This window comes from Mesorhizobium silamurunense (genome assembly GCF_014843825.1).
Taxonomy (GTDB): domain Bacteria; phylum Pseudomonadota; class Alphaproteobacteria; order Rhizobiales; family Rhizobiaceae; genus Mesorhizobium; species Mesorhizobium silamurunense.
The window spans coordinates 1-21964 of the sequence record NZ_JHQR01000162.1 but is presented as its reverse complement, the minus strand read 5'-3'; the positions used below and the strand labels follow the sequence as shown (position 1 = coordinate 21964).

Here is a 21964-nt window from a genome sequence, read left to right as displayed (position 1 = left end):
AGGATAGCCATGAGCGTGCAAGTTCGGCAAATGGTGAAAAGCTTCGGTGCGTTCCGGGCAATCGATGATCTCAGCGTCACGTTTCAGTCTGGCAAGATTTCCGTCCTGCTTGGCGCCAGCGGTTGCGGCAAGACGACGACGTTGCGCTGCATCGCTGGTCTGGAGAACCCGAATGGCGGAGAGATCAGGATCGAGGATGAACCTGTTTTCTCGTCAGCTCGCGGAATAGATCTGCCGCCGGAGAAGCGTCGGCTCGGCATGGTCTTTCAATCCTATGCGGTATGGCCGCATCTGACCGTCAAGGGCAATGTCGGAATGCCTCTGCGGGCACAAAACGTACCGAAAGAGCAAATCGAGAGGCGCGTCCAGGAGACCCTCGCAATCGTTGGGCTTTCAGAGCAGGCTGAGAAGAGCGCAATGAAGCTTTCCGGCGGCCAGCAGCAGCGCGTCTCAATAGTTTTCCATCGGACGGGCCCGACCCCGAAGGATGAAGCTTTGCAGTGGTCGGGCTGGGCTGTTGTGCGGTAGGATTTGCGGCGGCGCTGGGATCGAGGTCGGCCTCGCGTTGGTGCTTCGAGCCCGTTCAATAGTTGGACCTGGAACCCTGCGAGCACCCCGAATTGCTGACAATGGGCGGCAAAGCCCGTGATCGCGACTAGTAGATTTCGATAACGAGGGTTCTTCCCGGCGTCGCACCACGAAGGAGGAAGACCCATGGATGTGCTCTATCCACGTTGCGCGGGCCTGGACGTTCACAAGGACACGATCGTGGCCTGCGTGCGTTGCGTGTCGCCGCCGCCGCACCGCGAAACCCGCAGTTTTGCCACGACAACGCGAGAGCTGCTGGAGCTGTCGGAGTGGCTGAGTTCGCATGGCTGCACACATGTGGCCATGGAGGCGACAGGCATCTACTGGCGGCCGGTCTGGCACATTCTGGAAGACGGCTTCACACTGATCCTGGCCAATGCCCGGCACATCAAGAACGTCCCCGGCCGCAAGACCGACGTCAATGACGCCATGTGGATCGCCGATCTCCTGGCGCACGGGCTGATCCGGGCGAGCTTCGTGCCACCGGCCCCGATCCAGGAACTGCGCGACCTCACCCGCACCCGCAAGCAGCTCGTGCGCGAGATCGCCCAGCATTCGCTGCGCATCCAAAAGGTGCTGGAGGACGCCAACATCAAGCTGGGCAGCGTGCTGTCCGACGTGCTGGGCGCCTCGGGCAGAGCCATATTGTTGGCACTCATCGGCGGCGAGAGCGACCCCGAGCGGTTGGCCGATCTGGCGCAAGGAACCGCGCGGCGCAAGCGCTCCGCTCTGGTTGAGGCGTTGCGTGGCCGGGTGAGCGGGCACCATTGCATGATACTCAAGCTGCATCTGGACCTCATAGCCGACCTCGAACGGGCGCTGAGCGAGGTGGACGCCGCCGTGGGAAAAGCCTTGGCGCCGATCAATGAGCGTGCCCGCCTGCTGACGACCATGCCGGGGATCAGTGATCTCGTCGCCCAGGTCGTCGTGGCGGAGATCGGCGTCGACATGGCGCGCTTTCCCACCGCAGGTCACCTCATCTCCTGGGCCGGCCTGTGCCCGCGCAACGACGAGAGCGCCGGCAAGCGCCGCTCCACGCGTGGGCGCAAGAGCGGCACTTGGTTGAAGACCACGCTGGTCACCGCCGCCTGGGCGGCGGTACGCGTCAAGGCCAGCTACTTGCATGCCCAATTCTTGCGCCTCAAGGCACGTCGCGGCGCAAAGAAGGCGATCCTGGCCGTTGCCGCTTCGATGCTCACCGCCGCCTACTTCATGCTCCGCGACGGCGTGCCTTATCGCGATCTTGGTCCGCGCCACTTCGATCAGCGCCTGCGTGACAACACCATCCGACGACTGATCCGCAGGCTCCACGATCTCGGATGCGAGGTTACCCACATTGTTCCACCAACCGCACAAAAGGAGACCTCTTCAGCTTCTTAGTAGCGCGATGTCTGGTGGGAAACCCCCGCCTCATCTTGATGGATGAACCTTTGAGCAACCTCGATGCGCGGCTGCGGGTCGAAATGCGCCACGAGATTCGTCAGTTGCAGCAACGGATTGGCGCAACGATCCTGTTCGTCACACACGACCAGGAGGAGGCGAGGTCCCTTGCGGACGAAATCTTCCTGTTCAACAACGGCAAGGTCGAGCAACAGGGATCTCCTGAGGATCTCTACTTCCATCCAGCCGCCCGCTACGTCGCTGAGTTCCTCGGAAAGGCAAACCTCTTTCCAGTGACGCTGAGAGGCGAGGGCGAAGAGACAGCTATTTATGCCGCAGGATCAGACTACTTGATCACCAAGGGTGACATCGTTCGTCAAAGCAGGGGCGATGAAGCGCTTTGCATGATACGCCCCGAATGCTGGCAGATCGGCCCCGCTGAAGGCGACTGCGTTGGTCTACCTGCGACCGTCGTGGAGGCTGTGTTCGTTGGCGACCGCCGCGAGCTGCACGTCGATACACGCATCGGGCCACAGACTGTCGTCATACCGGCGCTTCTCTGCCGGCGCTCGTCTCTCTTTAACGATCGACCCGCAGCAGATTCATCTGCTGCACGATCGTCCCTAGCAACCGATTGCCGGGCAACCACTCGAGGTCGGTGCCTGGCTGACAGTGAACCGTCGAACCATCCAAGGGAGGAACCGTGATGGATCATAATAAGAGCAGACGCAGATTCATGTTGCTGGCAGCGGCAGCACTCGCGATATCAATGAGACTGGCAGGTTTCGGAACGGCCCACGCCGCTGACGATGCCTTGATTGCAGCCGCCGAGAAGGAAGCTGAGCTGGCCGTCTATGGCGACCCCTTCGTCGTTCCGATCCTTCTCAAGAACTTCAGCGCGAAATATCCCAACATCCGGGTGACGTCCGCCACCGGCGACGGCTGGCAAATCTACAATCGTTTCGTGTCGGAGAATAACTCAGGCAGGCCTCTGATGGACGTCATGTATCAGGCAGAAGATACCGTCATCACCGCCCAGCAGGCGGGCTTTCTCGCAGACTTCAAGACGACGGAGAGACGCCAATCTCTCCAAACTGGCGATACCTGCCGGCGCATCCTACGTCCGCGGCAATGGTAATCTGATCCTGTTCGCGTTCAATCGGGATGCTCTCGGAGCGGTTGCCAAGCCGGCCGACTGGACCGACTTTGCCAATCCTCCGGCCGAGTGGGAAGGGCTGATCGCGACAACCAATCCGGCTTCGTCGTCGGCCACCTTCGCCGCGATCGCCAGCATCTATCAGAAGTTTGGACCAGAAAAGGGCGGCGAGATCCTCAGAGGATTGCGCAAGACCAAGGCTGAGCTGAACCCATCCATGGTGTGATGGCTACAAAACTGCAGACCGGCGAACGCCCGCTCGATTTCTTCAATATCACCACCGCCGTCTCCGGCGTGCGGGCCAAGGGAGCACCGGTTGATCTCCTGGTTCCGGCGAGCGGGGCCGTTGCCCAGTTCAACGCGATCGGCATCAACAAGAACGCGCCGCATCCGAATGCTGCTCGCCTTCTCGCTGAGTTCGCGCTCAGTCAAGAGATGCAGACAGCCTTCGCGGCAGCAGGCGTCTACCCGGTGAGGGGCGGTATCGCGTCGTCCAACGGTCTTCCGGATATCAATTCCACGAAGCTGATTGAACTGGATCTGGCCGCCGCACTCAAGGAGCGGGATCAGATCTTGAACTGGTGGTCTGAAAACACCGGCTTCAAGTATCGCTAGTCGCGCCAGGCAACCGAAACAGGCCTGAGGAACGTGAAAATGCAGCAACAGATCGATCTGAGACAGGTTTCGGTTGCCAACTTGACCATCGGCAGAGTGGACCCCGTCCGCTTTGTCGAGACAGCAGCGTCCGCCGGTTTTGGCGCGGTGGGCCTGTTGCTGATGACCGCGACGCCTCAACCGCTCGAGTTCGAGATCATTGGCAAGCCAGACGTCATGCGAACTCTGAAGTCGGCGCTCAAAAGCAATGCCATGCGGGTGTTCGATGTCGAGGCCTTCGTTCTTTCGCCGTCAGCGGATTTGGCCAGGTTCAGAAAGGCCATGGAGACAGGCGCCGAGCTTGGCGCCACACATATCTCAGCGATCGGCACGCAGCTGTCGAAGGACGGCAAGTTTCTAAGCAATAGCGAACGCGAGGACTTGTTCGGGCGTCTCTGCGATCAAGCCGCCCAATACGGCCTGCACGTGGGCGTCGAGTACATGCTGTATCGGGATGTGGCGACATGGCGAGATGCTCTTGATCTGGTGCAAAGCGCCGGTCGATCTAACGCCGGCTTGATCATCGATGTTCTTCATCACTACCGCGGCGCCGGCACAGCTGACGATCTCGCATCCATCCCTTCGAACCAGATCGCCTATGCTCAGCTTTCCGATGCAACCAAGGTTTCGCCCAGCATTCACAACCTTCCGGCAGAAGCTCGCGGCGACAGACTGGCTCTCGGGGACGGGGTGATCCCACTTTCCGATTACCTTGATGCTTTGCCTGACGAGACGCAGTTGGTCATCGAGACGCCAATCGGGAACCAGCTTGCCTGGACGGTCAGCGATCGGATGCAGTCCGCCGCTCACAGGTCACGAGAGTTCTTTCAGAAGCGAGCTTCGGCATCCGCTAAATTGTCGTGATCGCCATGCTCAAGCCGATCTTCATATTAAATTGGCCAAACCTCAACCTCTTGGGCGAGCGAGAGCGTGCGATCTATTGGGGCTGACACGCTGGCGGAATTAGAGCTCGTGCGTCGAACGATCAAAGCATTGCGGCATGACGGTCCATTTCTGACAGACCCCGCCCCTTTAATATTCGCGCACCCTATTCCCAAGAACTGCTGCGCATTTCAGTGAATGAGCCCATGACGGTCGGTTGGGATGCCAAATAGCAGTTGTCGTTCGTCGTCGGTCAGCAGGCCGCCAGCCATCCGATCCTTCCTCCCGGTACGCGCGATACCTGCCTTTGAAGAAGGCGCGATGCTCGGCCGCCGACCAGGAAATAGCGCAGATGGCAGAGCTCGAATGGGGGACGCGTCTTCGCCATGACTCGCATCATTTCGCTCTCCCGTCTCGTGCAATAAGCACCCCTAGAAGGCGCTCGCCGGCAACCTCCGGCGCACCCGAATTGTCGATCTGTAGCACATCGTCACCTTCGACGCTTTGCTGCTTGCTCCGCCGGCACTATGCCGATCTCCTCGAAGCCAGAGCGGCGCTCGCAAGGGTTGCGGGCATATGGGAGCACGAATTTTTGCCATTTCGTGCTTTCTCTGGAATGCCATTCGTCGCTAAAGCACTGCAATGAGCTCAAGAAGATAAAACCGTTCGGCGGGTTTCCTCCCATTCCGCTGGACGGTGTTCCCCTCGAAGGTTTTGACCTTCGTTTGGCCGGGCCGTATTCGAGCCCGGCCATTTTTTTGTTCCGGGGCGCTGCTTGTTCGACGCTGCTGGAACGCGTTCTCCATCAAGGTCGGCGTCGGCACGACACCCGGAATCGCCGAGCTTCGGCTTACCGGGAGACCCATCCCTCACTTGGTCCGGCGCGGTTTTGAGGAGGCAATCAGTTTTTCGAGTGCCTCTTGTCCTGACAATCGTTTTCCGGTTTCGATGAGGCTCGGAGCATCAGCATCTGGCCAAATAGGCGTTACCCGCTGGCAAATTTATAACTTCGTTGGTTGCTCCCGGGCGTTGTGCCGAGCTGCCTCGCGAATGGTCTGCAAGAGGATTGTAAAGGCCGGCGAGGGGGCGGTGTCGGTCCGCATCGTCAGGCCGACCGGCCCTTTGGTCTCCTCGGTGTCGACCGGCAAAGCGACGAAGGCGCGGCTGGCGATTTCGTTGGCCACCACGCCGGCCGAAATGATCCAAACCGCATCGCTCTGTCGCATGAAGGAGCGACCGAAGGAGTCCGAGATAGTTTCGATCTCGGTTGCGGGCGCGGTCATGCCATTGGTGATGAACAGGCGGTCGACAAAGGGGCGAATGACGGATTCCCGCGTCGGCATCAGCACCGGGAATTCGTCGAGCCTTGCGAAGATGTCTGCTCCCGGTTCGAGCAGCGGATGTCCGGCCCGCACCACGAACAGCACCTGTTCGGAATAGAGGTGTTCGAAGAAGAAGCCGGTCATGTTTTCGGGCGCCGCCAGCCGGCCGACGACGAGATCCAGCGCGCCGATGCGCAATTGTTCGAGCAGCACGGCATTCTCGCCGGTGACGATCTTGATCGCCGCACCGGTGCTTTCTTTCAGAAACAGGCTCATGGCCTGTGGCATGACCTTCGCCGATACTGTCGGCAGCGCGCCGATGCGGATCGGATGGCGATTGATGGCGCCGTCCTGGCGAACGGAATCGACGCCGCGCTTCAACGCCGTAATCGCCGAGCCGGCATGGCCGAGGAAGATCTCGCCGAGCCTTGTGACGCGGATGCCGCGCCCGTCACGCTCGACAACGGCGACACCGAGCGCCTCCTCCAACTCACGCAACGTCTTGGTCACCGCCGGCGCGCTGACATGCAGGAAGTCGGCGGCGCGAGCCACGCTGCCTTGCCGCGCGACCTCCAGGAAGGCCTGCAGATGACGGAAGCGGATGCGGCCCTCGGCCATAATTTGATAACCCCTGAGTTAATGGAATGGCGCAAAATATCATTTTACCGAACCAAATGCCTTGTGCAATGTGGGGGTGGAGGATCGAAATCGTGCCATTCGTCACCATCGGCGGCATCACGCTGCATCACCGCCACGTCAGGGCGGCCGGCAATGCGCGCGCGATCATATTCATCAATTCGTTGGGCACCGACTTCCGGATCTGGGACGACGTTGTCGCTGCACTTGATGGCGAAATGTCCTGGCTGGTCTATGACAAGCGCGGCTACGGACTGTCCGACATCGGCGACATCAGGTCGATCGACGATCATGTCGACGATCTCTTGGGGCTCGTCGATCATTTCGGGTTGGAGAAGGTCGTGCTGTGCGGCCTGTCGGTCGGCGGCATGATCGCGCAAGGGCTCTATGCCAGGCGCCCGGAGATCGTCGAGGCCATGATCCTGTGCGACACGGCCCACAAGATCGGTACCAACGAGAGCTGGAACACACGCATCGCGGTGGTTGAACGCAAGGGTATCCAGGCCATTGCCGACGGCGTGCTCAAGGTGTGGTTCACCCCCGCCTTCCATACCGCACGGGTGGCCGAGCTTGACGGCTATTGGAACATGATGACCCGGCAAGCACTCGCCGGCTACATCGGGACTTGCAGGGCCGTCCGCGACGCTGATTTTACTGACGCGGCGCGTCGCATCGCGGTGCCGACGTTCTGCGTCGTCGGCGACCAGGATGGCTCGACGCCGCCCGATCTCGTCCGCTCGCTGGCCGCTCTGATCCCCGGTGCGCGTTTCGAGATCATCCGCGATGCCGGGCACATTCCTTGCGTCGAACAACCCAAGGCGCTGGTCGCGCTGATCCGCGATTTTGTCGCATCGCTTGCCCCTGGAGCACAAACCCATGGATGAAGTCCCCGGCAACGCAGCCAGATATCGCACCGGCCTCGCGGTGCGGCGCGCCGTGCTCGGCGACCGCCATGTCGACCGGGCCGAGGTCACCGCCACGGATTTCGACCAGCCTTTCCAGGAGCTGATCACCGAGGCTGCCTGGGGGACGGTGTGGTCGCGGCCGGGTCTCAGCAAGCGCGAGCGCTCGATCGTCACGCTGGCGCTGCTGGCCGCACTCGGCCATGATGAAGAGGTCGCCCTGCATGTGCGCGCCACGGCCAACACCGGTGCCACGCGCGACGATATCTGCGAGGCGTTCCTGCATGTCGCCATCTATGCCGGCGTGCCGGCCAGAGTGCAACCATCGATGAATTGACCGATCAAAAGAAGGGATCGCCAAGTTGAAATAACCGAGGCTGCGGAGACGGAAGACCGTGCAGGAGAGATGGCACCCGACACGTCGAAGGAGCAACCCCAACTGTTGGAGAAAAACTTGCCCCATATCATCGTGCTCGGCGCGGGATCCTGACGGTGCGTCTGGGAAACAATAGGGTGCCCCAACCGGCTTTACATCTTGTGCACGTGAGGGCGGCCCTAATCGGTGGGCGGCTTCTTCGGAATACACGATCGTCGGGGCTCGAAGGACCCTGTATCCCCACAGGTACACCGGTGCCGGTGGCGGCGTGACCCAAGAATAGTGCAAGAGGAGAAACGACTTTGATCCGAATTGCCGATACCAAGACCCTCGCCAGCGAACTGAGATCGCGTTACGATCCCCCGCGGGCGGTGGCCATCATTAGCCGCATTCTGCAAAAAGCCCTGTTTGCCGGACTTTCTGACGAAGTCGTCTTCTGGGCTCTGGTCCATGCCCACTATCGCGGCGGCGACCTCTGCGCACCGGTGGAAAACCAGCTTGCAGCGTTCTCCAAATTCATCCTGCGCGATGAATCCGAGTCGAACTGACGAAAATTACGTTCGGCCCTGGGCCAGACATCGGTCGGCGCGACGATGATCGACGCGCTGTCGGGGGGCGGCGCATTGGCCGCGATCCCCGTCGCGGTCGGGAAGTCGCCAGGACCGATCTGCGGTTGAGCGCATACCGTCGATTGTTGTCCGGTAAAACAGGACACATCGTAACCCGAGCCCCGGACCAGATAGGAACAGACGCTGACGCCATTACCGTCTTTGACATTGCGGGCGTTACAGTCGCCGCCCGCCGCATAGTTGGCGAGCTTACCCTTAGCGCCGCAGCCGAATTGGCAGGCCATCAGGATCGCCGACTGGTCAATCGTTGCGCACTGGCCGCCCGAACAAACCTGCTGGCCGACGAGAGAGTCGAGGCCATTGTTCTGCGCCTGGGCCCAGGAATCCTGTTCGTATTTCGTCCAAGCTGCGGTCTGCGCCGATGGATCGTCCAGAAAGCTCTGTGCGCTACCGCTGTAGTAGCGTCCGAACGTACCGGGGCAGAATTGAAAGGCGCCGAGGCAGCCGTATTGGTTTGTCGTTCCGAAATTGCCCTCGCTCCCGGAGACCTTGGCGGCGAAGTTCGCGCAGTTCGCGGGCATCCCCGCGTCGATGAGGCTAGCGGCCGATTGCCCGGCGAGGGCAGTGGCGGCCGAGAGCGACAAAATGAGACCGGCGTCGAACAGGATTTGCCGGAGAGCGGCTCGCGTCCTCACGGCTTGCCTCCACCTATCTCGAACCTCAAATCGCCGTTCAAGAGTTCCTTACCGTCCGCGCTCAGATGAAAGGGGGCCTTTGCGAAGGCGGCCTGCGCCCCCGATTTCCGCAAAGCCGCAAAACGTGGATCATCTGGTGGGATCACCTGATGCATCATGTCGTCGATCACGACAGTCTTCTTCCCGTCGGCTGATGTCCGAACCAGCCGGGTCGGACAGGCCGTCGAATCACAACCGGCGTTCCAGATTTGGGATATCAGCCAGTCGCCTTGTGCAGACTTCAACGTGTATTCATGGATGATGACGGTCCCGGCCGGTGACGGCGCCAAAGCGGGCCCTGCCCAAACGCCGTCAGGATCCTTGGCAATGTTTCGGTAGGAGGTCTTGTAGGCGAACGCGGCATCGGCGGCCTTGGCCGGTGCGGTGGGCATGAGTGCGGCCGCGCAGGCCAGGACAAGTCCGATGATGGGGGGGCGGGTCATGCGATACTCCTGAAGGCAGGGTGAGAGAGAGGAACCATGGCCAAGTTCACGGAGGTGGGAGTGGCAGCGTGAGCGAGCAGCCCTCGACAGCTTGATGGGCGACGATCGTGCCCGTCTTCAGGGTCTTGGTCTTGATGTCATAGGAGACGTAAGAGCCCGAACCGAGAGGATCGCCGCCCACCGCCTTTGGACCCATCTCAAGGAAGCAGGCGCGCCCGCCCTCCAACGTGCGGACCAGCAGACCATCGTAGATCGCGATGCGCAGCGGGCAGAGCTTGACGGTCACGCCGGCGGCAAGCACGCCCTTGAGTGTGCAACCCGTAGCGGTATCGAGGACACTAAAGACCACGGATCGTTTGGTGCTCCAGATGACAAAATGCGCCTCGACCGCCGGTGCATTGGCACCCGCAAATCGCGTATCGCCGCGAGCTGCATAGGCGCGGTTGTTGGCTTCGATCGCATCCTTCCAGATATCAGCATAGGTTGCGGTATCGGCGGATGGCCGCTGCATGTCCGCATAAGAAACGCTGCGCCAGGCGGAGGGGTCGGGCGTTCGCTCCTGGGCGCTGATCGATGATGTCGCCGCGAGCGAGACCAGCGCAGCAACGACAATCGTCACGGCAAAGCGACCGAAGGTCTTCGGACGGGCTTCATGCCTTTCTATTCTAACATCTAATATGTTGTCAGTTGTCGGCATCATGCGGAATCTTGCTTGATCGCGTCGTTGCTATTGGTAGCGGCTTCGGCCAGGCACCCACCACCACCTGTCCGTGGGCGAGTGTTCTCCAGTTCGCCAGGGTACGGCGGTGACTGGTGGGTAGACCGTCTGCATGTTCCAGGCCGAACGGTAATAGTAGAAGTTCACGGTCTCGCGACCGACACGTTGCCCCGATGGGTCGAGAAAATCCGTGGCGCAGTGGACGACTGGACCGTTATAGCGCGCCACGCGCGCTGTCCGTCCGTCAAGAGCGCCAGGCTTGCAGCCAAAGAGCCATATCGAGGCGGGATAGCGGCGCAAGACGCCTGGCGCCCGGACGACTAGCCGACGATAGGCGTCGTTGGCTTGCGGCTGTGTCGGATAGGCAAAGCGCTCCGTCAGAACCGGCGCGAAGGTCGAACGATCCGGGGCGTATTCGAGCCGCCCGGGCTGGACCCGTCCAGGTCGATACAAAGGATCCGTCGCCGGCGGCAGCGTCGCGTCGGCGGCGGGCGTCGCGATGGGTTGGGCGCACCCGGCCAAGACGAGCGCGACCCCGAAAGGGAGGAAAGCCGACCGGAACATCACGGCGCACCCTGTTGGCCGATCGCCGCGATGGCACGGTGTTGAGGGCTGCCGCGAAACTCCCATGGCATCTGGAAGGTGCTCGACCACAAGCCGCGATAGGCTTTTCGCGCTTCCTGCTCTGCTGAAGCGTAGGCGCGGATAGATGGATCGCGCTCCGTCGGCGGCGCGGTGACGGCCACCCCGTCTCGCACCATGTCGGCGCCGATGTCGGCGTGATCGGCGGCGGCACAACGGGCCAGATGCTCCCCGTTCTCGTCGCGCAGGATGTTGCAGGCGACCCATTTGTTCAGAGTGGCCCTCACGAGCCAAGCCGCTGCCATGGTTCCGCAGGGCCACGGCTGGCGGCCGAGCAGTGCAGTCTGATCAGGAGCACAGGTGTCGATGCCAACGAGACGATAGATCGCCCGTGTCTCGATATCGCGCAACCGCGTGCCGTCGAGCACCTCGACGCGCAACGGTGGCGTTTGGAGAGCCTGGTTTGGGCGATATAGGCCCGGCGTGCCGATCGAGGGCGACTGGGCGCTCGCCTGTGGGGCGACGGCGACCGCAATAGCGAGCAACGTCATGCGTGCGCCAACGTCAAATCTCAGCGTCATCGCGGTGGCCCAGATCGAGCTTGCGGAAGGCGTTGGCGATGATGTCCGTCGTGTAAATGGTCTCGCCATCCTTTTTGTAGGAACCGTCGGCAACACGGCATTCGGCGTAGGCGGCGTCGCCTTTGCTGACGTTGGCGAGCGCCCGCTCCGCGACCTTTTCGTTGAGCAGCGTCACCGTGACCCAGTCGGTCTTTTCCTGACGCTTGCCATTGCTATCGGTCCATACCCGATCGGTCGCCACATTGATTTTCGCGGCTTTGCCGAAGGTTTTTGGCGCCTGGCCGACGCGGCCGCGCAGAATGAACAGGTTCGTTCTCAAGGCAGGTCTCCTTGATGGGCTCGAGGTTGATGCTACTGCGGGGGAGGGCTGGTTGTGGCCCCAGGGGATTCGGATGTTAAGGCCGAGGTCGGGGATCTGAGGGCGCGCAGGATAATCACGTTCGGATCTGGCAGATCGGCAAAGGCCCAGAGGCCTGCCTTGGCCCGCTCGGCTACGAGCTGCGCCACGAAGTAGGGCGCGTGCACCGGTTGTCCCCCCGGATTGACCGCTGCGAAGGCATAGCCGGTCGAGATCAGCGCGGTGCCGAGATCAATGCGTGATCCAGCACCCGCGCCCGTCGCGCGTGTCGCGACACAGAACACGAATATCGTCCTGGTCTGCGGCGCCTGCGCCGCGTCGTAGCATTGCGGCCGCAGATCCCGCGTGAGCGCGATGAGCATGGCGAGCGAGGCTTCACCGCAATCGCGCTTCAGACCATGGGCATTGGTGAAGCTTGTGCCGCGTAGGCAGGATTGCACACCATACAGACGAAAGGTGGTCCCGCCATCGGTCCAGCTGTCGCCAGTCTGGTAGACGGCTGTCGACGGCACCGGAAACCAACCTTTCGTCGTCGGCTCGGCCATCGCCGGTGTAGCCATGACCACGCCGATGAGGGCTGCCGCCGCGCCGCGCATCAGTACCCCCTCAGCGAAAAATAGAACCGCTGCACGCCGTTCGCGGTGGAAATGTCGACGTAGTCGGGATCGCTGCGGGGCTGGCGGGGAATTGTCGAATAAGTCACCTGGCAGGAGCTGTCACGTCCCCGCGTGCAGACGTTGCTCAGTGTCTTCATATCGGCGCAAAGGTTGCCGTTCGGCGAGGCAATCAAGCCGGCATCGCCATCCCGTCCCGATTCGACGGCCGTCATGCCGGCCGGGCAGGGATAGTAAGGCTCGTAGCCAAGGCCACCGGCGTTGCCTTCTGGGCAGGTCGGCCAGGACCCGCCATGGGCAAGACTGCGGAAGAGCTCATGCATGACCGGGACGCAATAGGGAATGCCCGACCAACTCGGCGCACTGGCGGCGGCGCACAGCAGGACCTTGCAGCCGAAAGAGGCGTCTTGGGCTCGTGCCTGAGGCGCGACGAGGCAAACAAGCCCCGCCGCGAGGGTCGCCAGATGAACCCCGACCCTGCGCATACCGGCTCTCATGACAAGCAGCTCAATCTTCGTTTCGCTATTGCCAGCATAACAATATCTAATATATTGTCTATGGTGAATCGATGCAGGAGGCGAAATGCGCGGCATGGGCATGTGTATTGGTGGCGCGCTATTGGCCAGCGCTGTTTCTGCCTTGGCGCAGACCGTTTCCGCTATTTCGCCCACAATGCCGATGACCGTGGTCGTGGACGACTACGGGCGCGTCAAACCCGCCGCACCCTCGGATCGTCCAGTCGAGATCGTCGGGCAACCCGCTACGGGTGCGCCGCAGTCCCCATGTCCAGGCACGGTGTCGATGCCGACTGATGTGGCGAAGGCGCTTGTGCTGCGGGTTGCCACCGAGGAAGGCTTCCATCCAGAATTTGTCCAGTCGGTCGCCAAGGTCGAAAGCCGTTACGTTTCGACCGCGCTCTCGCAAAAGGGCGCCTATGGCCTGATGCAGCTGACTCCGGACACCGCACGCCGGTTCAAGGTCGACCTGTGCGATCCGGAAGCCAATGTGCGCGGCGGGGTGCGCTTTCTGCGTGCTCTGCAAGAGCGCTACCGGAATCCAATCTTCATTTTGGCCGCCTACAACGCCGGCGAGGACGCCATCCAGAAAAGCCGGGGCGTACCGCCCTATCCGGAGACAGTGCGTTTTGTCGCCGACGTCATGAACGACTTCTATGCCTGGCCCGACCCGACAGGCAGCACTCTGCCGCCCACGCGCGACAGCCTGGCAAGCGCACCTGATCTGATCGAACCAACCAAAAATCCCGCGCCGCCGGTTGCGGTTGAGGCCGAGCGACCCGCCGCGACCGAATGGAGCGACGGTTTCGTGATGCATGTCCAATGAAGGAGCAACAATGCGACTACGACACACACTACGCCAGCGTGCGATCGCGGCCAGTGCATTTCTCCTGATCCTGGCCAATCAGGCGGGAGCCCAATCGGGCGGCACATTGCAGCCGGTTCAATCGACGCTGACGCAACTGGTCTCCGCACTCACTGGACCGATCGCCACTGCGCTGGCGACGTTGGCCGTGATCGCCTGCGGCTTCTTCGCCTGGTCAGGCCGCCTCACCTGGGGCATCGCCGGCAGCGTGATCTTCGGCATCGTGCTCGTCTTCGGCTCGGCCCAGATCGTCAACTTCTTCCAGTCCGCCGTCGGACAGTGAGGGACGCCGATGGACGAACGCCAACTCGAGGAACCGCTGATCACACCGCTCGTCAAGGCCTTGACGCGCGCGCCGACGCTTATGGGCGTGCCTTACCTGTACTTCATGTTCAACGGCGTCGCCTCATCGGTCTGTTTTCTCGTCTCGCACAATCTCCTGATGCTGCTGGTCGCGATCCCGCTGCATCTCTTCGGCTATGTGATGACGCTGAGGGATGATCGGATCTTCGAAATCCTCTTCGTCAAATCGACCAGATGTCCACCACGCTCGCGTGCCTTCTGGGGCGCCGATAGCTATTCGGCATGAGGAAAGAGCATGGTCGCGCGGGCGCTGCTTGATGAATTGACCTTTGGCGCGGTGTCGCGGCGCGAGCGCCCTGTCGCGTCGCACATCCCGTTTAGCCGCCACGTCGACGATCATGTTCTCAAGACACGCGATGGCCTGGTCCTGACGGTGCTCAAGCTCGAAGGTTATTCCTTCGAGACCGCTGACATGTCGCAGATCAATGCTCGCCTTCTCGCCCGTAACGACATTGTCCGCACGCTCGCAAATTCCCGCTTTGCCCTGGTCGGGCACATCATCCGGCGCGAGGTCAAGCCGCGGATCGCCTCCAGCTTCGACAATGCGCTCTGCCGCGAGATCGACGAGCGCTATGACGCGGCGTTGTCGCAACGGCGGATGTTCGTCAACGACATCTATCTGACGATCGTGCGCAGGCCGCTTCAGGGCCAGGCCGGCACCTTCGACGCCTTGTTGACGAAACTCCTCGGCCGAACCGACGCGGCCGGCGAATCTGTCGCCGCGCAAACGGCTTTGACCGAACTGCGCGATGCCGCGACCGCCGTGCGGGAAAACCTCGCCGCCTACGGCGCCCGTCAGCTTGGTGTGGTCTCCCGTGATGGCATCTGGCATTCGGAACCATTGGAATTCCTCGTACAAATCGTCAACGGCGGCCTGCCCCGCTCGATGCTGCTGCCGCGCATGGAGCTCAGCGACGCGCTGTCGATGAAACGGGTCTTCTTCGGCAAGAACGCCATCGAGATCCGCGGCGCCGGCGCGCACGACACGCGGTTTGGCGCCATGATCTCGATTCGGGAATATCCGGCTCAGACCGGGCCCGGATCCTTCGACAATCTCTTGCGTGTCCCGCACGAATTCATCGCCAGCCAAAGCTTCGCCATCATCGATCGCCCGGAGGCGGCCAAGCAGGTGGACCGTGTCGCCCGCCAGGTCGACATGTCGGACGAGGCGGGTTCAATCGTCGCCGAGCACCTCGACGACGCCCGCGACGAGCTCCTGGCCTCCGAGGCAATCTATGGCGAACACCATATGACGGTGATGTGTCTTGGACGCAGCATGTCCGAGGTCGACGCGACCGTCACGGCCGTCGGCGCAGCGCTCACCGACCGTTCCGTGATCTGGACGCGAGAGGATCTCAACTGCGAACCGGCGTTCTGGTCGCAACTGCCTGGCAACTTCGCCTATATCGCCCGCAAGGCGGTGATTTCCTCAAAGAATTTTGCCGGCTTTGTTTCCCTGCATAACTATCCGAGCGGCCGACCAGACAACAATCACTGGGGCCCGGCGATCTCGGTGTTCGAGACGACGTCGCAGACTGCCTACTACTACAATCATCACGTCCGCGACCTCGGCAACTTCACGGTTGTCGGCCCTTCAGGCAGCGGCAAGACCGTATTCCTGTCCTTCATCTCTGCACAGTCGCAGCGTGTCACGCCGCGTCCCAAACTTCTCTTTGTCGACAAGGATCGCGGAGCGGAGATCTTCATCCGTGCCATGGGCGGGCAATACGAGGTCCTCGTCCCTGGGGAGCCGACCGGCTTCAATCCGCTCTGCTTGCCTGACACGGCACCGAACCGGGAGTTCCTGTTTCAACTCTTCGGTGTCATGCTGCGGCCGGCGAATGGCGGCGACCTCACCGCCTCCGAGGAACAAGTCATCCGCAACGCGATTGCTGCCGCGCTCAGTGCCGGTCAGGACGGTCGGACTTTGCAAGCGTTCTCGACGTTGCTCCGCGGCCGGATCCGGGCAGGGGAGGGAGACCTCCTCGCCCGACTCGAGAGCTGGATGCGGCCGGACCAGCGCGGCTGGCTCTTCAACAACGAGACGGATCAGTTCTCGCTCTCCAGCATTTTTGGTTTCGACATGACGCGGGTGCTTGATGACCCCGTCATCCGCACCGCCGCGCTCATGTACATCTTCCATCGCACGCAAGAGCTTCTTACCGGGGACCCGGTGATGATCTTTCTCGATGAGGGATGGCGCCTGCTCGACGACCCCATCTTCGCCTTTTTCATCAAAGACAAGCTCAAGACGATCCGTAAGCAGAACGGCATCATTGGATTCGGTACGCAGTCGGCCGCCGACATCGTGCGCTCGAGCTCGGCGAGCACCTTGATCGAGCAGACTGCCACCAACGTGTTCTTTCCCAATCCAAAGGCCGATGATGAGAGCTACGCGCGCGCATTCCGTCTATCGGAGCGCGAGGTCGCCTGGATTCGCGGCACGGTTCCGGAGAGCCGATCCTTCCTGATCAAGCACGGACGCGACAGCGTCATCGCCAAGCTCAATCTCGCCGGTATGCCGGACCTGATCAAGGTTCTGTCGGGACGCACGGAGACCGTGGCCGAGCTCGAGGCGCTGCGGGCGCGAGTCGGCGATGACCCCGCCGTCTGGCTGCCGATCTTTCTGGGAAGGACCACCGGATGAAAGCAGTTTTCGCCGCCTTCGCCATTATAGCTGTCTGTGGTTTCACCGCGCCGGCTTGCGCGAATATTCCGACCATCGATGCCGCGCAGCTTACCGAACACGCGCAGACCGCGAGCGCGACAGTGAAGCTCGTGCCGATCACGACGCAGCGCCAGGACTCCAACAGCGGCGTCAAATGCGCCATGACCACCGGCAAAAGGGCGGATGTCACCGACCCGGCCTTGCAACCGCAGACGGGCGCCGGTGCCAAGGCGATCCGGGACTATGCGCCGGATATGCCAGCAACGCCCGACTCGGCGGCGCGAGGGGCGGCGTTAAACAGCCAGTCGCTATTCAAATCGAGCGGCGATGTCGTCGCGGGTCTTGATGCCAGCGGTCAGTCACTCAGCGCCGCGCGAACCATGTTCCAGGCGGCGGGCCAACAGGTCGGCACGGCGCCAACGGTCATGGGCGCGCTTGATATGAACAGCGCCGCGCGTCTGCAAAACAACCTTGCCTGGAACAGCGCGATCGGCTCGGCCAATCTGTGGGTGACGGCGCTGAACGCGCTCAATCTCGCGCAGACCAGCGACATGAGCCGGGCAGCTATGGGCATGCGCTCGAGCCCAGGGCCAACGATGCCGGTCAGCGGGGCCCTGTGCCCGGCCGGAATGGCCGGATCGGGTACTGCAGCCGATCCCTGCCGTCAGCCGGCATCTTGCTCGACCACGCCGCCCGGGACGCCGCCCGACCCGGCCTGCGTCTCTGCACGTGCAACCGACAGCGCCGGTAACGTTGCCTTCTTCCTGGCGCGCACCGAGGACGCAGCCCAATCGGCCGCGCCCGCCCCGATCGCTCTCTCCGCCACCGACGTCGATGCCGCTCTCGCGGCCATGCAAGCAAACGCACGCTAGGAGCCCGCCATGTCGATATTCCGCTCGTTCGCCTTTGTTGTCACCGCGCTTTTCGGTCTCATGTGTGCCGAGGCCCGCGCGCAAGTGCCCGTTATCGACGATAGCAATCTTGCCAAGGCGCAGGAGATCGCGACCAGCACGCAAGACATCCTGACTGCGGATCAGCAAATCCTCCAGTTCACCCAGAAGACGCTGCAGGCCGTCACTGGCGACCGCGCTTCCGTCGCCCAGGGTAGCCTCGCCCAAATGGCGCTTGGTGGCGGTTTCTCGATGGCGCAGGCGCCCTCGCTCGGCTCAGTCATCTCCGGCGGTGCGTTATCATTTGCAGGGATGAGCCCGGGGTCCCAGAACATCGTCTCGACGCTGATCAATGGGCTGCAGCTGGTCAAGACCATCACCGGTCTCACCGCGGGCCAAGCGCATCCGGTCGATACGGCTTACCAGAATTCGGTCAATGTTGCCGCGACGCTTTCCGGGCTGATCACGTCGACGCAAAGCGCCGTGCAAACGAGGTCAGCGGCCTTCACACAAGGTGGCCAACAGATCGGCCAGGCCCCCGATCTCAAGGGCAGCGTTGACCAGAACACACAGGTCCAGGTTCAGACGGGCCAGACGATCAATGAACTGAATGGCGTCGTGAACAACGCCGCCGCGGCAGCCAACCAGGCCAACCTCGACCGTATCGCTGCCGAATCCGCCGCGGCGCGGGCGATGAAGTTCACGCCGTTAAGCCGACCCTGAATTCAAGAGAACGACCGGAGGATATGTGTCAAAACAAGCCATTGGCTTCCTGATTGCCGGAGCCCTTGTCGCCGGAACCATATATCTGGCGCTGTGGACGCCGCGCGAGCAACCGAACCCATCGTCGACGGCGGCCGGGCCGGCCTCACAGGATGATGCGGCAAAAGCCGCCACGCGCGCCATGACGTTCACCCAACCGAAAGAGCCGAAGGAGTGAAGGCTGTGACCGGTTTGGCCCTCACACTCACCCTGACAGCAGCTCTCTGCGGCTGCGCCTATAAGCCTTTGAAGGCGCCGTGCTCCTCGGATGAAAGTGGTGCACCGCTCGCATATGACGACCCGGTTGCCGCGCCGGCGCTCCCGCCACCGCTGCGGTTGCCCGACTGCGGCCCGATGAAACCGATCTGAGGCGGCGGATGGGGTCGTTCAACGTCACAACATTGCTCCAATCGGTCGACCAGCTCGGGCAAAACTACGTCTCGACCGCTTATCGGGCGCTGGCGAACGCGGCGACATCGGGCGGTGGCACGGGCGTCGCCGGGCTGCTTCTCACGCTCTACGTCACCTTCTGGGGTGTCGGCATCTGGCAGGGAACGGCGAGCGGCGGGCCAGCCGATCATGCCTTTCGGTTGTTGCGGGCCTTCACCATCTATGCCCTTGCAACGGGTTGGAACGATTTCCAGACGCTCGTCTACAACCTGATGAACGACGGGCCTTCCGCGATTGGCAATGCGTTGTTGAGCGCTGTCACCACAGCCAACAATACCGGCACCGCGGTGAATCTTACCTCCGTGAACGGTGTTCAGAACGCGCTTCAGAACATGTGGGACACGACGAACAATGCGACAGAAGCCTTCTTGCAGAACGCCGGCATCACCAATTGGGGACCTTATATCTTTGCCGCCGTCTTCTACGTCGTGATGGCGGTGCTGATCGGCTTCGCGCTGTTCCTCATCATGCTGTCGAAGATGTTCATGTGGCTGCTGCTCGCGTTGGCGCCAGTTTTCATCATCCTTCTGCTCTTCGGCGTCACCACACGGTTCTTCTCGGGCTGGCTCAGCGCACTGGTTCAGTATTTTCTGGTGCAGGTCCTTGTCTATGCGTTCCTCGCCTTCTACGTCAGCCTTATCCAGCAGACGATCGACACGCTAAACGGCGTCGCCAACACCAAGACACCGACCTGGGCAACGATTGGCCCGGTCGTGCTGCTTGCCATCATCGGCATTCTCCTGCTTGCGCAGATCAACAATGTGGCGGCGGCGATCGCCGGCGGCGTACCGATCGGTGCGCCGCGGATAGGTCGGTTCTACGCCGGCGTAACCGGCGCCCGGGCTGCGCTTGCCGCGAACCGCGCCCGGCTGGCGTTGCGCAATCCTTTCAACCCTGCCTCGGTCTCACGGCGCGAGGAACTCGTCGCGAGACAGCGGGCACGCGTTGGCCTCAGGGCCGCCGCTTGGGCCGAGACACCGGAGTTCCGGCGCCTTGCAGCCCAGATCAGCAATCCCACCGCGACGCCAACGGCCGGTGACAACAGGACATCTTGATCATCATGACGCAGGCAAGTGCAGGCATAGCGGAGCGACGCGTCGACCCGCGCTATTATGCCGAGGGGGTGACCTGGGAACAGGACATCGCGCGTCGCAATCGCAATTCACGAGCGCTCGCCTGGATCGTCGCGGCGGTGATGACCGTGGTCGCGGTCGCTTCGCTCACAACGCTGGCGCTGCTCGTGCCGCTCAAGACCTATGAGCCCTACATGGTCGTCGTCGACAAGGCGACGGGCTTCGTCGAGGTCAAGCGGCCGATGGCGGAAGGGCCGCTGACGCAGGACGAGGCTGTAACAACTTTCAACGTGGTCCGCTACGTCAAGGCCCGCGAGACCTACGACCCCAAGGCGCTCAAGGACAATTTCGACCTTGCGCAACTGCTGGCCGCGGGCGACGCCGCACGCGAGCTGACAGAGATCTATTCCCCCGCGAACCCGCAGAACCCGGTCAAGATCAATGGCACGAACACAGTGGTGTCCGTATCAATCAAATCGGTGACCTTCCCGAACAACCGGACGGCATTGGTGCGCTTCTCGACCGACACCAAATCCGCCACCAACATCGTCACGGCCAACTGGGTTTCGCTTGTGCGGTTCCGCTACACCTCGGCGCCGATGCGCAACGAATGGCGTTTCGAAAATCCGCTCGGCTTCCAAGTGTTGGAGTACCGACGCGACCAGGAAACAGCGCCGTCCCCGGGAACCACGGGGGCGCAGCAATGAACCGTTGTATCGCTCACAGTGTGGTCGTCGGCTTGCTCTTTTGGCTCGGCGGCCGACCGGCCTTCTCTGAGGCTGTTCCGAAGCCGGGGCGCGTCGACAGTCGCGTCCGTGATGTCGTCTACAACAAGGACAATGTTACCGCGATCGACGCCACATTCGGCACCTCGACCATGATCGAGTTGCAGGGCGATGAGAAGATCGAGACTCTGGCGCTGGGCGACTCCACCGCTTGGAAGGTCGAACCCAACCACAAGGGCAACATCATTTTCGTCAAACCGATCGAGAAGGAGGCGCTATCGAACCTCAATGTCGTGACCGACAAGCGCATCTACTCCTTCCTGTTGCGATCGAATACGCGCCCGCCGGCGTTACAGATCTTTGTCGTGCGCTTCCGTTACCCCGAGGACGAGGCAAGTGCGCAGTTGCTGGCGACTGCCAAGGAACGAGCGGCAAACCCGAACCTCAAGGACCTCAACATCGCCAACGCCAACAGCGACTACGGCTACAAGGGCTCGTCAGCAAACAAGCCAATCGCCGTCTTCGACGACGGCACCAAGACGTGGTTCCGCTTCGAGGGCGAGACGCCGGCGATCTACATCGTCGACAGCGGTCGCAACGAGAGCTTGGTGAATTTCCGCGCCGAGGGTCCTTATGTCGTCGTCGACAAGGTCAGCCCACAATGGACCCTACGCAACGGGAGCGAGTCGACCTGCATCTTCAACCGGCGCCTCACCAATGTGCACGAGCCAAACGGCCTGGAGCCCTATGCTCCCCAACGCGTCGGCATGCCGTCGCCCGCGACGGGAGGCTGAGGCGCCATGCCGAGCCCGCATGACTATCGCTCGCTTGAGCTCGATGCCGCGGCCGCCACGACGGTCGCGCGCGGTTCGACCGGCTTTGGCCGTATCTTGAAAATCGGTGTGCCGATCGGTGCGCTCGGGATTGCCGGCTGGCTGATCTACGGGTCGCTTCAGCGAACGCCGAAGAACATGACGTCGCCGGACACGGAGGAGTTCACGACGACACAGTTTCCCGCGCCGTCGCTCGCAGCGCCGCAGACGCGGACCAACCAGGGCACAATTGCTATTCCGGCGGCCCCGCCCGCCCCGGAACCGACTGTGCCTCCGCCGCCGGTCGCGCCACCAAACGCCCTTCCGGCACCGCCGCCTCCCGAGC

General features: G+C 62.0%; 28 protein-coding genes and 1 pseudogene. 20 read left to right on the top strand and 9 right to left on the bottom strand.

The window, feature by feature from the left end; translation table 11 throughout:
* Positions 1-9: 9 nt before the first annotated feature.
* From DH10_RS18325 to DH10_RS18305, 7 genes are all read left to right on the top strand, one after another.
* Positions 10-528 carry an ABC transporter ATP-binding protein gene (locus tag DH10_RS18325; protein WP_192385181.1) on the top strand — a complete coding sequence of 173 codons (519 nt, stop codon included), beginning with the start codon at positions 10-12 and terminating at the stop codon, positions 526-528.
* Positions 529-714: 186 nt separating this feature from the next.
* The gene (locus DH10_RS18320) at positions 715-1968 is read left to right on the top strand and encodes an IS110 family RNA-guided transposase (protein WP_192385180.1); all 1254 of its coding nucleotides are present in this window, start codon (positions 715-717) and stop codon (positions 1966-1968) included.
* Positions 1969-2018: 50 nt separating this feature from the next.
* Positions 2019-2675 (top strand): TOBE domain-containing protein, encoded by a 657-nt coding sequence (locus DH10_RS18315; RefSeq protein ID WP_210327822.1) that lies wholly within the window; start codon positions 2019-2021, stop codon positions 2673-2675.
* Positions 2675-3106, top strand: coding sequence for a type 2 periplasmic-binding domain-containing protein (locus DH10_RS36310; RefSeq protein ID WP_210327821.1), 432 nt, complete (start codon positions 2675-2677; stop codon positions 3104-3106). The genes DH10_RS18315 and DH10_RS36310 overlap by 1 nt, the downstream gene beginning before the upstream one ends.
* The gene (locus DH10_RS38235) at positions 2988-3350 is read left to right on the top strand and encodes an ABC transporter substrate-binding protein (protein WP_425515349.1); all 363 of its coding nucleotides are present in this window, start codon (positions 2988-2990) and stop codon (positions 3348-3350) included. The genes DH10_RS36310 and DH10_RS38235 overlap by 119 nt, the downstream gene beginning before the upstream one ends.
* On the top strand, positions 3350-3739 hold the full coding sequence (locus DH10_RS37675) for an ABC transporter substrate-binding protein (protein WP_210327820.1): 390 nt from the start codon (positions 3350-3352) through the stop codon (positions 3737-3739). The genes DH10_RS38235 and DH10_RS37675 overlap by 1 nt, the downstream gene beginning before the upstream one ends.
* 39 nt (positions 3740-3778) lie before the next feature.
* The gene (locus DH10_RS18305; protein WP_192385179.1) at positions 3779-4642 is read left to right on the top strand and encodes a sugar phosphate isomerase/epimerase family protein; all 864 of its coding nucleotides are present in this window, start codon (positions 3779-3781) and stop codon (positions 4640-4642) included.
* A gap of 508 nt (positions 4643-5150) precedes the next feature.
* Here DH10_RS18305 and DH10_RS18300 read toward each other — a convergent pair.
* On the bottom strand, positions 5151-5414 hold the full coding sequence (locus DH10_RS18300) for a hypothetical protein (RefSeq protein ID WP_192385178.1): 264 nt from the start codon (positions 5412-5414) through the stop codon (positions 5151-5153).
* 247 nt (positions 5415-5661) lie between these two features.
* Positions 5662-6600, bottom strand: a complete 939-nt coding sequence (gene pcaQ, locus DH10_RS18295) for a pca operon transcription factor PcaQ (RefSeq protein WP_192385177.1) — start codon at positions 6598-6600, stop codon at positions 5662-5664.
* A gap of 92 nt (positions 6601-6692) precedes the next feature.
* On the opposite strand from pcaQ, the gene pcaD reads away from it, so the two are divergent.
* The gene (gene pcaD / locus DH10_RS18290; RefSeq protein ID WP_192385176.1) at positions 6693-7502 is read left to right on the top strand and encodes a 3-oxoadipate enol-lactonase; all 810 of its coding nucleotides are present in this window, start codon (positions 6693-6695) and stop codon (positions 7500-7502) included.
* A complete protein-coding gene (gene pcaC / locus DH10_RS18285; protein WP_192385175.1) occupies positions 7495-7857 on the top strand; it encodes a 4-carboxymuconolactone decarboxylase in 363 nt (120 codons plus the stop codon). Before pcaD ends, pcaC begins: the two co-directional genes overlap by 8 nt.
* Positions 7858-8353: 496 nt before the next feature.
* Here pcaC and DH10_RS18280 read toward each other — a convergent pair whose 3' ends face one another.
* From DH10_RS18280 to DH10_RS18250, 7 genes are all read right to left on the bottom strand, one after another.
* Positions 8354-9160 (bottom strand): acyltransferase, encoded by an 807-nt coding sequence (locus tag DH10_RS18280; protein ID WP_246811599.1) that lies wholly within the window; start codon positions 9158-9160, stop codon positions 8354-8356.
* Complete coding sequence (locus tag DH10_RS18275) at positions 9157-9642, bottom strand: hypothetical protein (protein ID WP_192385174.1); 486 nt, start codon at positions 9640-9642, stop codon at positions 9157-9159. The genes DH10_RS18280 and DH10_RS18275 overlap by 4 nt, the downstream gene beginning before the upstream one ends.
* A gap of 46 nt (positions 9643-9688) precedes the next feature.
* Positions 9689-10342 (bottom strand): hypothetical protein, encoded by a 654-nt coding sequence (locus DH10_RS18270; RefSeq protein WP_246811598.1) that lies wholly within the window; start codon positions 10340-10342, stop codon positions 9689-9691.
* 581 nt (positions 10343-10923) lie between these two features.
* Entirely contained in the window at positions 10924-11523 is a 600-nt protein-coding gene (locus DH10_RS18265; protein ID WP_246811597.1) for a thermonuclease family protein, read from the bottom strand.
* Positions 11507-11842 (bottom strand): single-stranded DNA-binding protein, encoded by a 336-nt coding sequence (locus tag DH10_RS18260; protein ID WP_192385173.1) that lies wholly within the window; start codon positions 11840-11842, stop codon positions 11507-11509. Before DH10_RS18260 ends, DH10_RS18265 begins: the two co-directional genes overlap by 17 nt.
* A 32-nt stretch (positions 11843-11874) precedes the next feature.
* On the bottom strand, positions 11875-12477 hold the full coding sequence (locus DH10_RS18255) for a thermonuclease family protein (protein ID WP_192385172.1): 603 nt from the start codon (positions 12475-12477) through the stop codon (positions 11875-11877).
* Complete coding sequence (locus DH10_RS18250; protein ID WP_192385171.1) at positions 12477-12980, bottom strand: hypothetical protein; 504 nt, start codon at positions 12978-12980, stop codon at positions 12477-12479. The genes DH10_RS18255 and DH10_RS18250 overlap by 1 nt, the downstream gene beginning before the upstream one ends.
* A 97-nt stretch (positions 12981-13077) precedes the next feature.
* Here DH10_RS18250 and DH10_RS18245 point away from each other — a divergent pair, with 97 nt between their 5' ends.
* The 11 genes and pseudogenes from DH10_RS18245 to DH10_RS18195 form a co-directional block, all read left to right on the top strand.
* Complete coding sequence (locus DH10_RS18245) at positions 13078-13836, top strand: lytic transglycosylase domain-containing protein (protein ID WP_246811596.1); 759 nt, start codon at positions 13078-13080, stop codon at positions 13834-13836.
* 10 nt (positions 13837-13846) lie between these two features.
* A complete protein-coding gene (locus DH10_RS18240) occupies positions 13847-14158 on the top strand; it encodes a TrbC/VirB2 family type IV secretion system protein (RefSeq protein ID WP_210327818.1) in 312 nt (103 codons plus the stop codon).
* A gap of 9 nt (positions 14159-14167) precedes the next feature.
* Positions 14168-14464: a VirB3 family type IV secretion system protein gene (locus DH10_RS18235; protein WP_096459547.1), complete on the top strand. Its 297-nt coding sequence runs from the start codon at positions 14168-14170 to the stop codon at positions 14462-14464.
* 9 nt (positions 14465-14473) lie between these two features.
* Positions 14474-16885, top strand: a complete 2412-nt coding sequence (locus DH10_RS18230) for a VirB4 family type IV secretion/conjugal transfer ATPase (RefSeq protein WP_192385170.1) — start codon at positions 14474-14476, stop codon at positions 16883-16885.
* Positions 16882-17778, top strand: coding sequence for a hypothetical protein (locus DH10_RS18225; RefSeq protein ID WP_210327817.1), 897 nt, complete (start codon positions 16882-16884; stop codon positions 17776-17778). The genes DH10_RS18230 and DH10_RS18225 overlap by 4 nt, the downstream gene beginning before the upstream one ends.
* 60 nt (positions 17779-17838) lie before the next feature.
* A complete protein-coding gene (locus DH10_RS18220; RefSeq protein ID WP_192385206.1) occupies positions 17839-18519 on the top strand; it encodes a type IV secretion system protein in 681 nt (226 codons plus the stop codon).
* A gap of 25 nt (positions 18520-18544) precedes the next feature.
* Positions 18545-18736 (top strand): hypothetical protein, encoded by a 192-nt coding sequence (locus DH10_RS18215; RefSeq protein ID WP_192385169.1) that lies wholly within the window; start codon positions 18545-18547, stop codon positions 18734-18736.
* A gap of 199 nt (positions 18737-18935) precedes the next feature.
* Positions 18936-20063, top strand: a complete 1128-nt coding sequence (locus DH10_RS18210) for a TrbL/VirB6 family protein (RefSeq protein ID WP_192385168.1) — start codon at positions 18936-18938, stop codon at positions 20061-20063.
* 5 nt (positions 20064-20068) lie between these two features.
* Positions 20069-20788: a VirB8 family type IV secretion system protein gene (locus DH10_RS18205; RefSeq protein ID WP_192385167.1), complete on the top strand. Its 720-nt coding sequence runs from the start codon at positions 20069-20071 to the stop codon at positions 20786-20788.
* On the top strand, positions 20785-21600 hold the full coding sequence (virB9, locus tag DH10_RS18200) for a P-type conjugative transfer protein VirB9 (protein ID WP_192385166.1): 816 nt from the start codon (positions 20785-20787) through the stop codon (positions 21598-21600). Before DH10_RS18205 ends, virB9 begins: the two co-directional genes overlap by 4 nt.
* Positions 21601-21606: 6 nt before the next feature.
* Positions 21607-21964: pseudogene (locus DH10_RS18195) on the top strand (type IV secretion system protein VirB10); the annotation flags it as partial.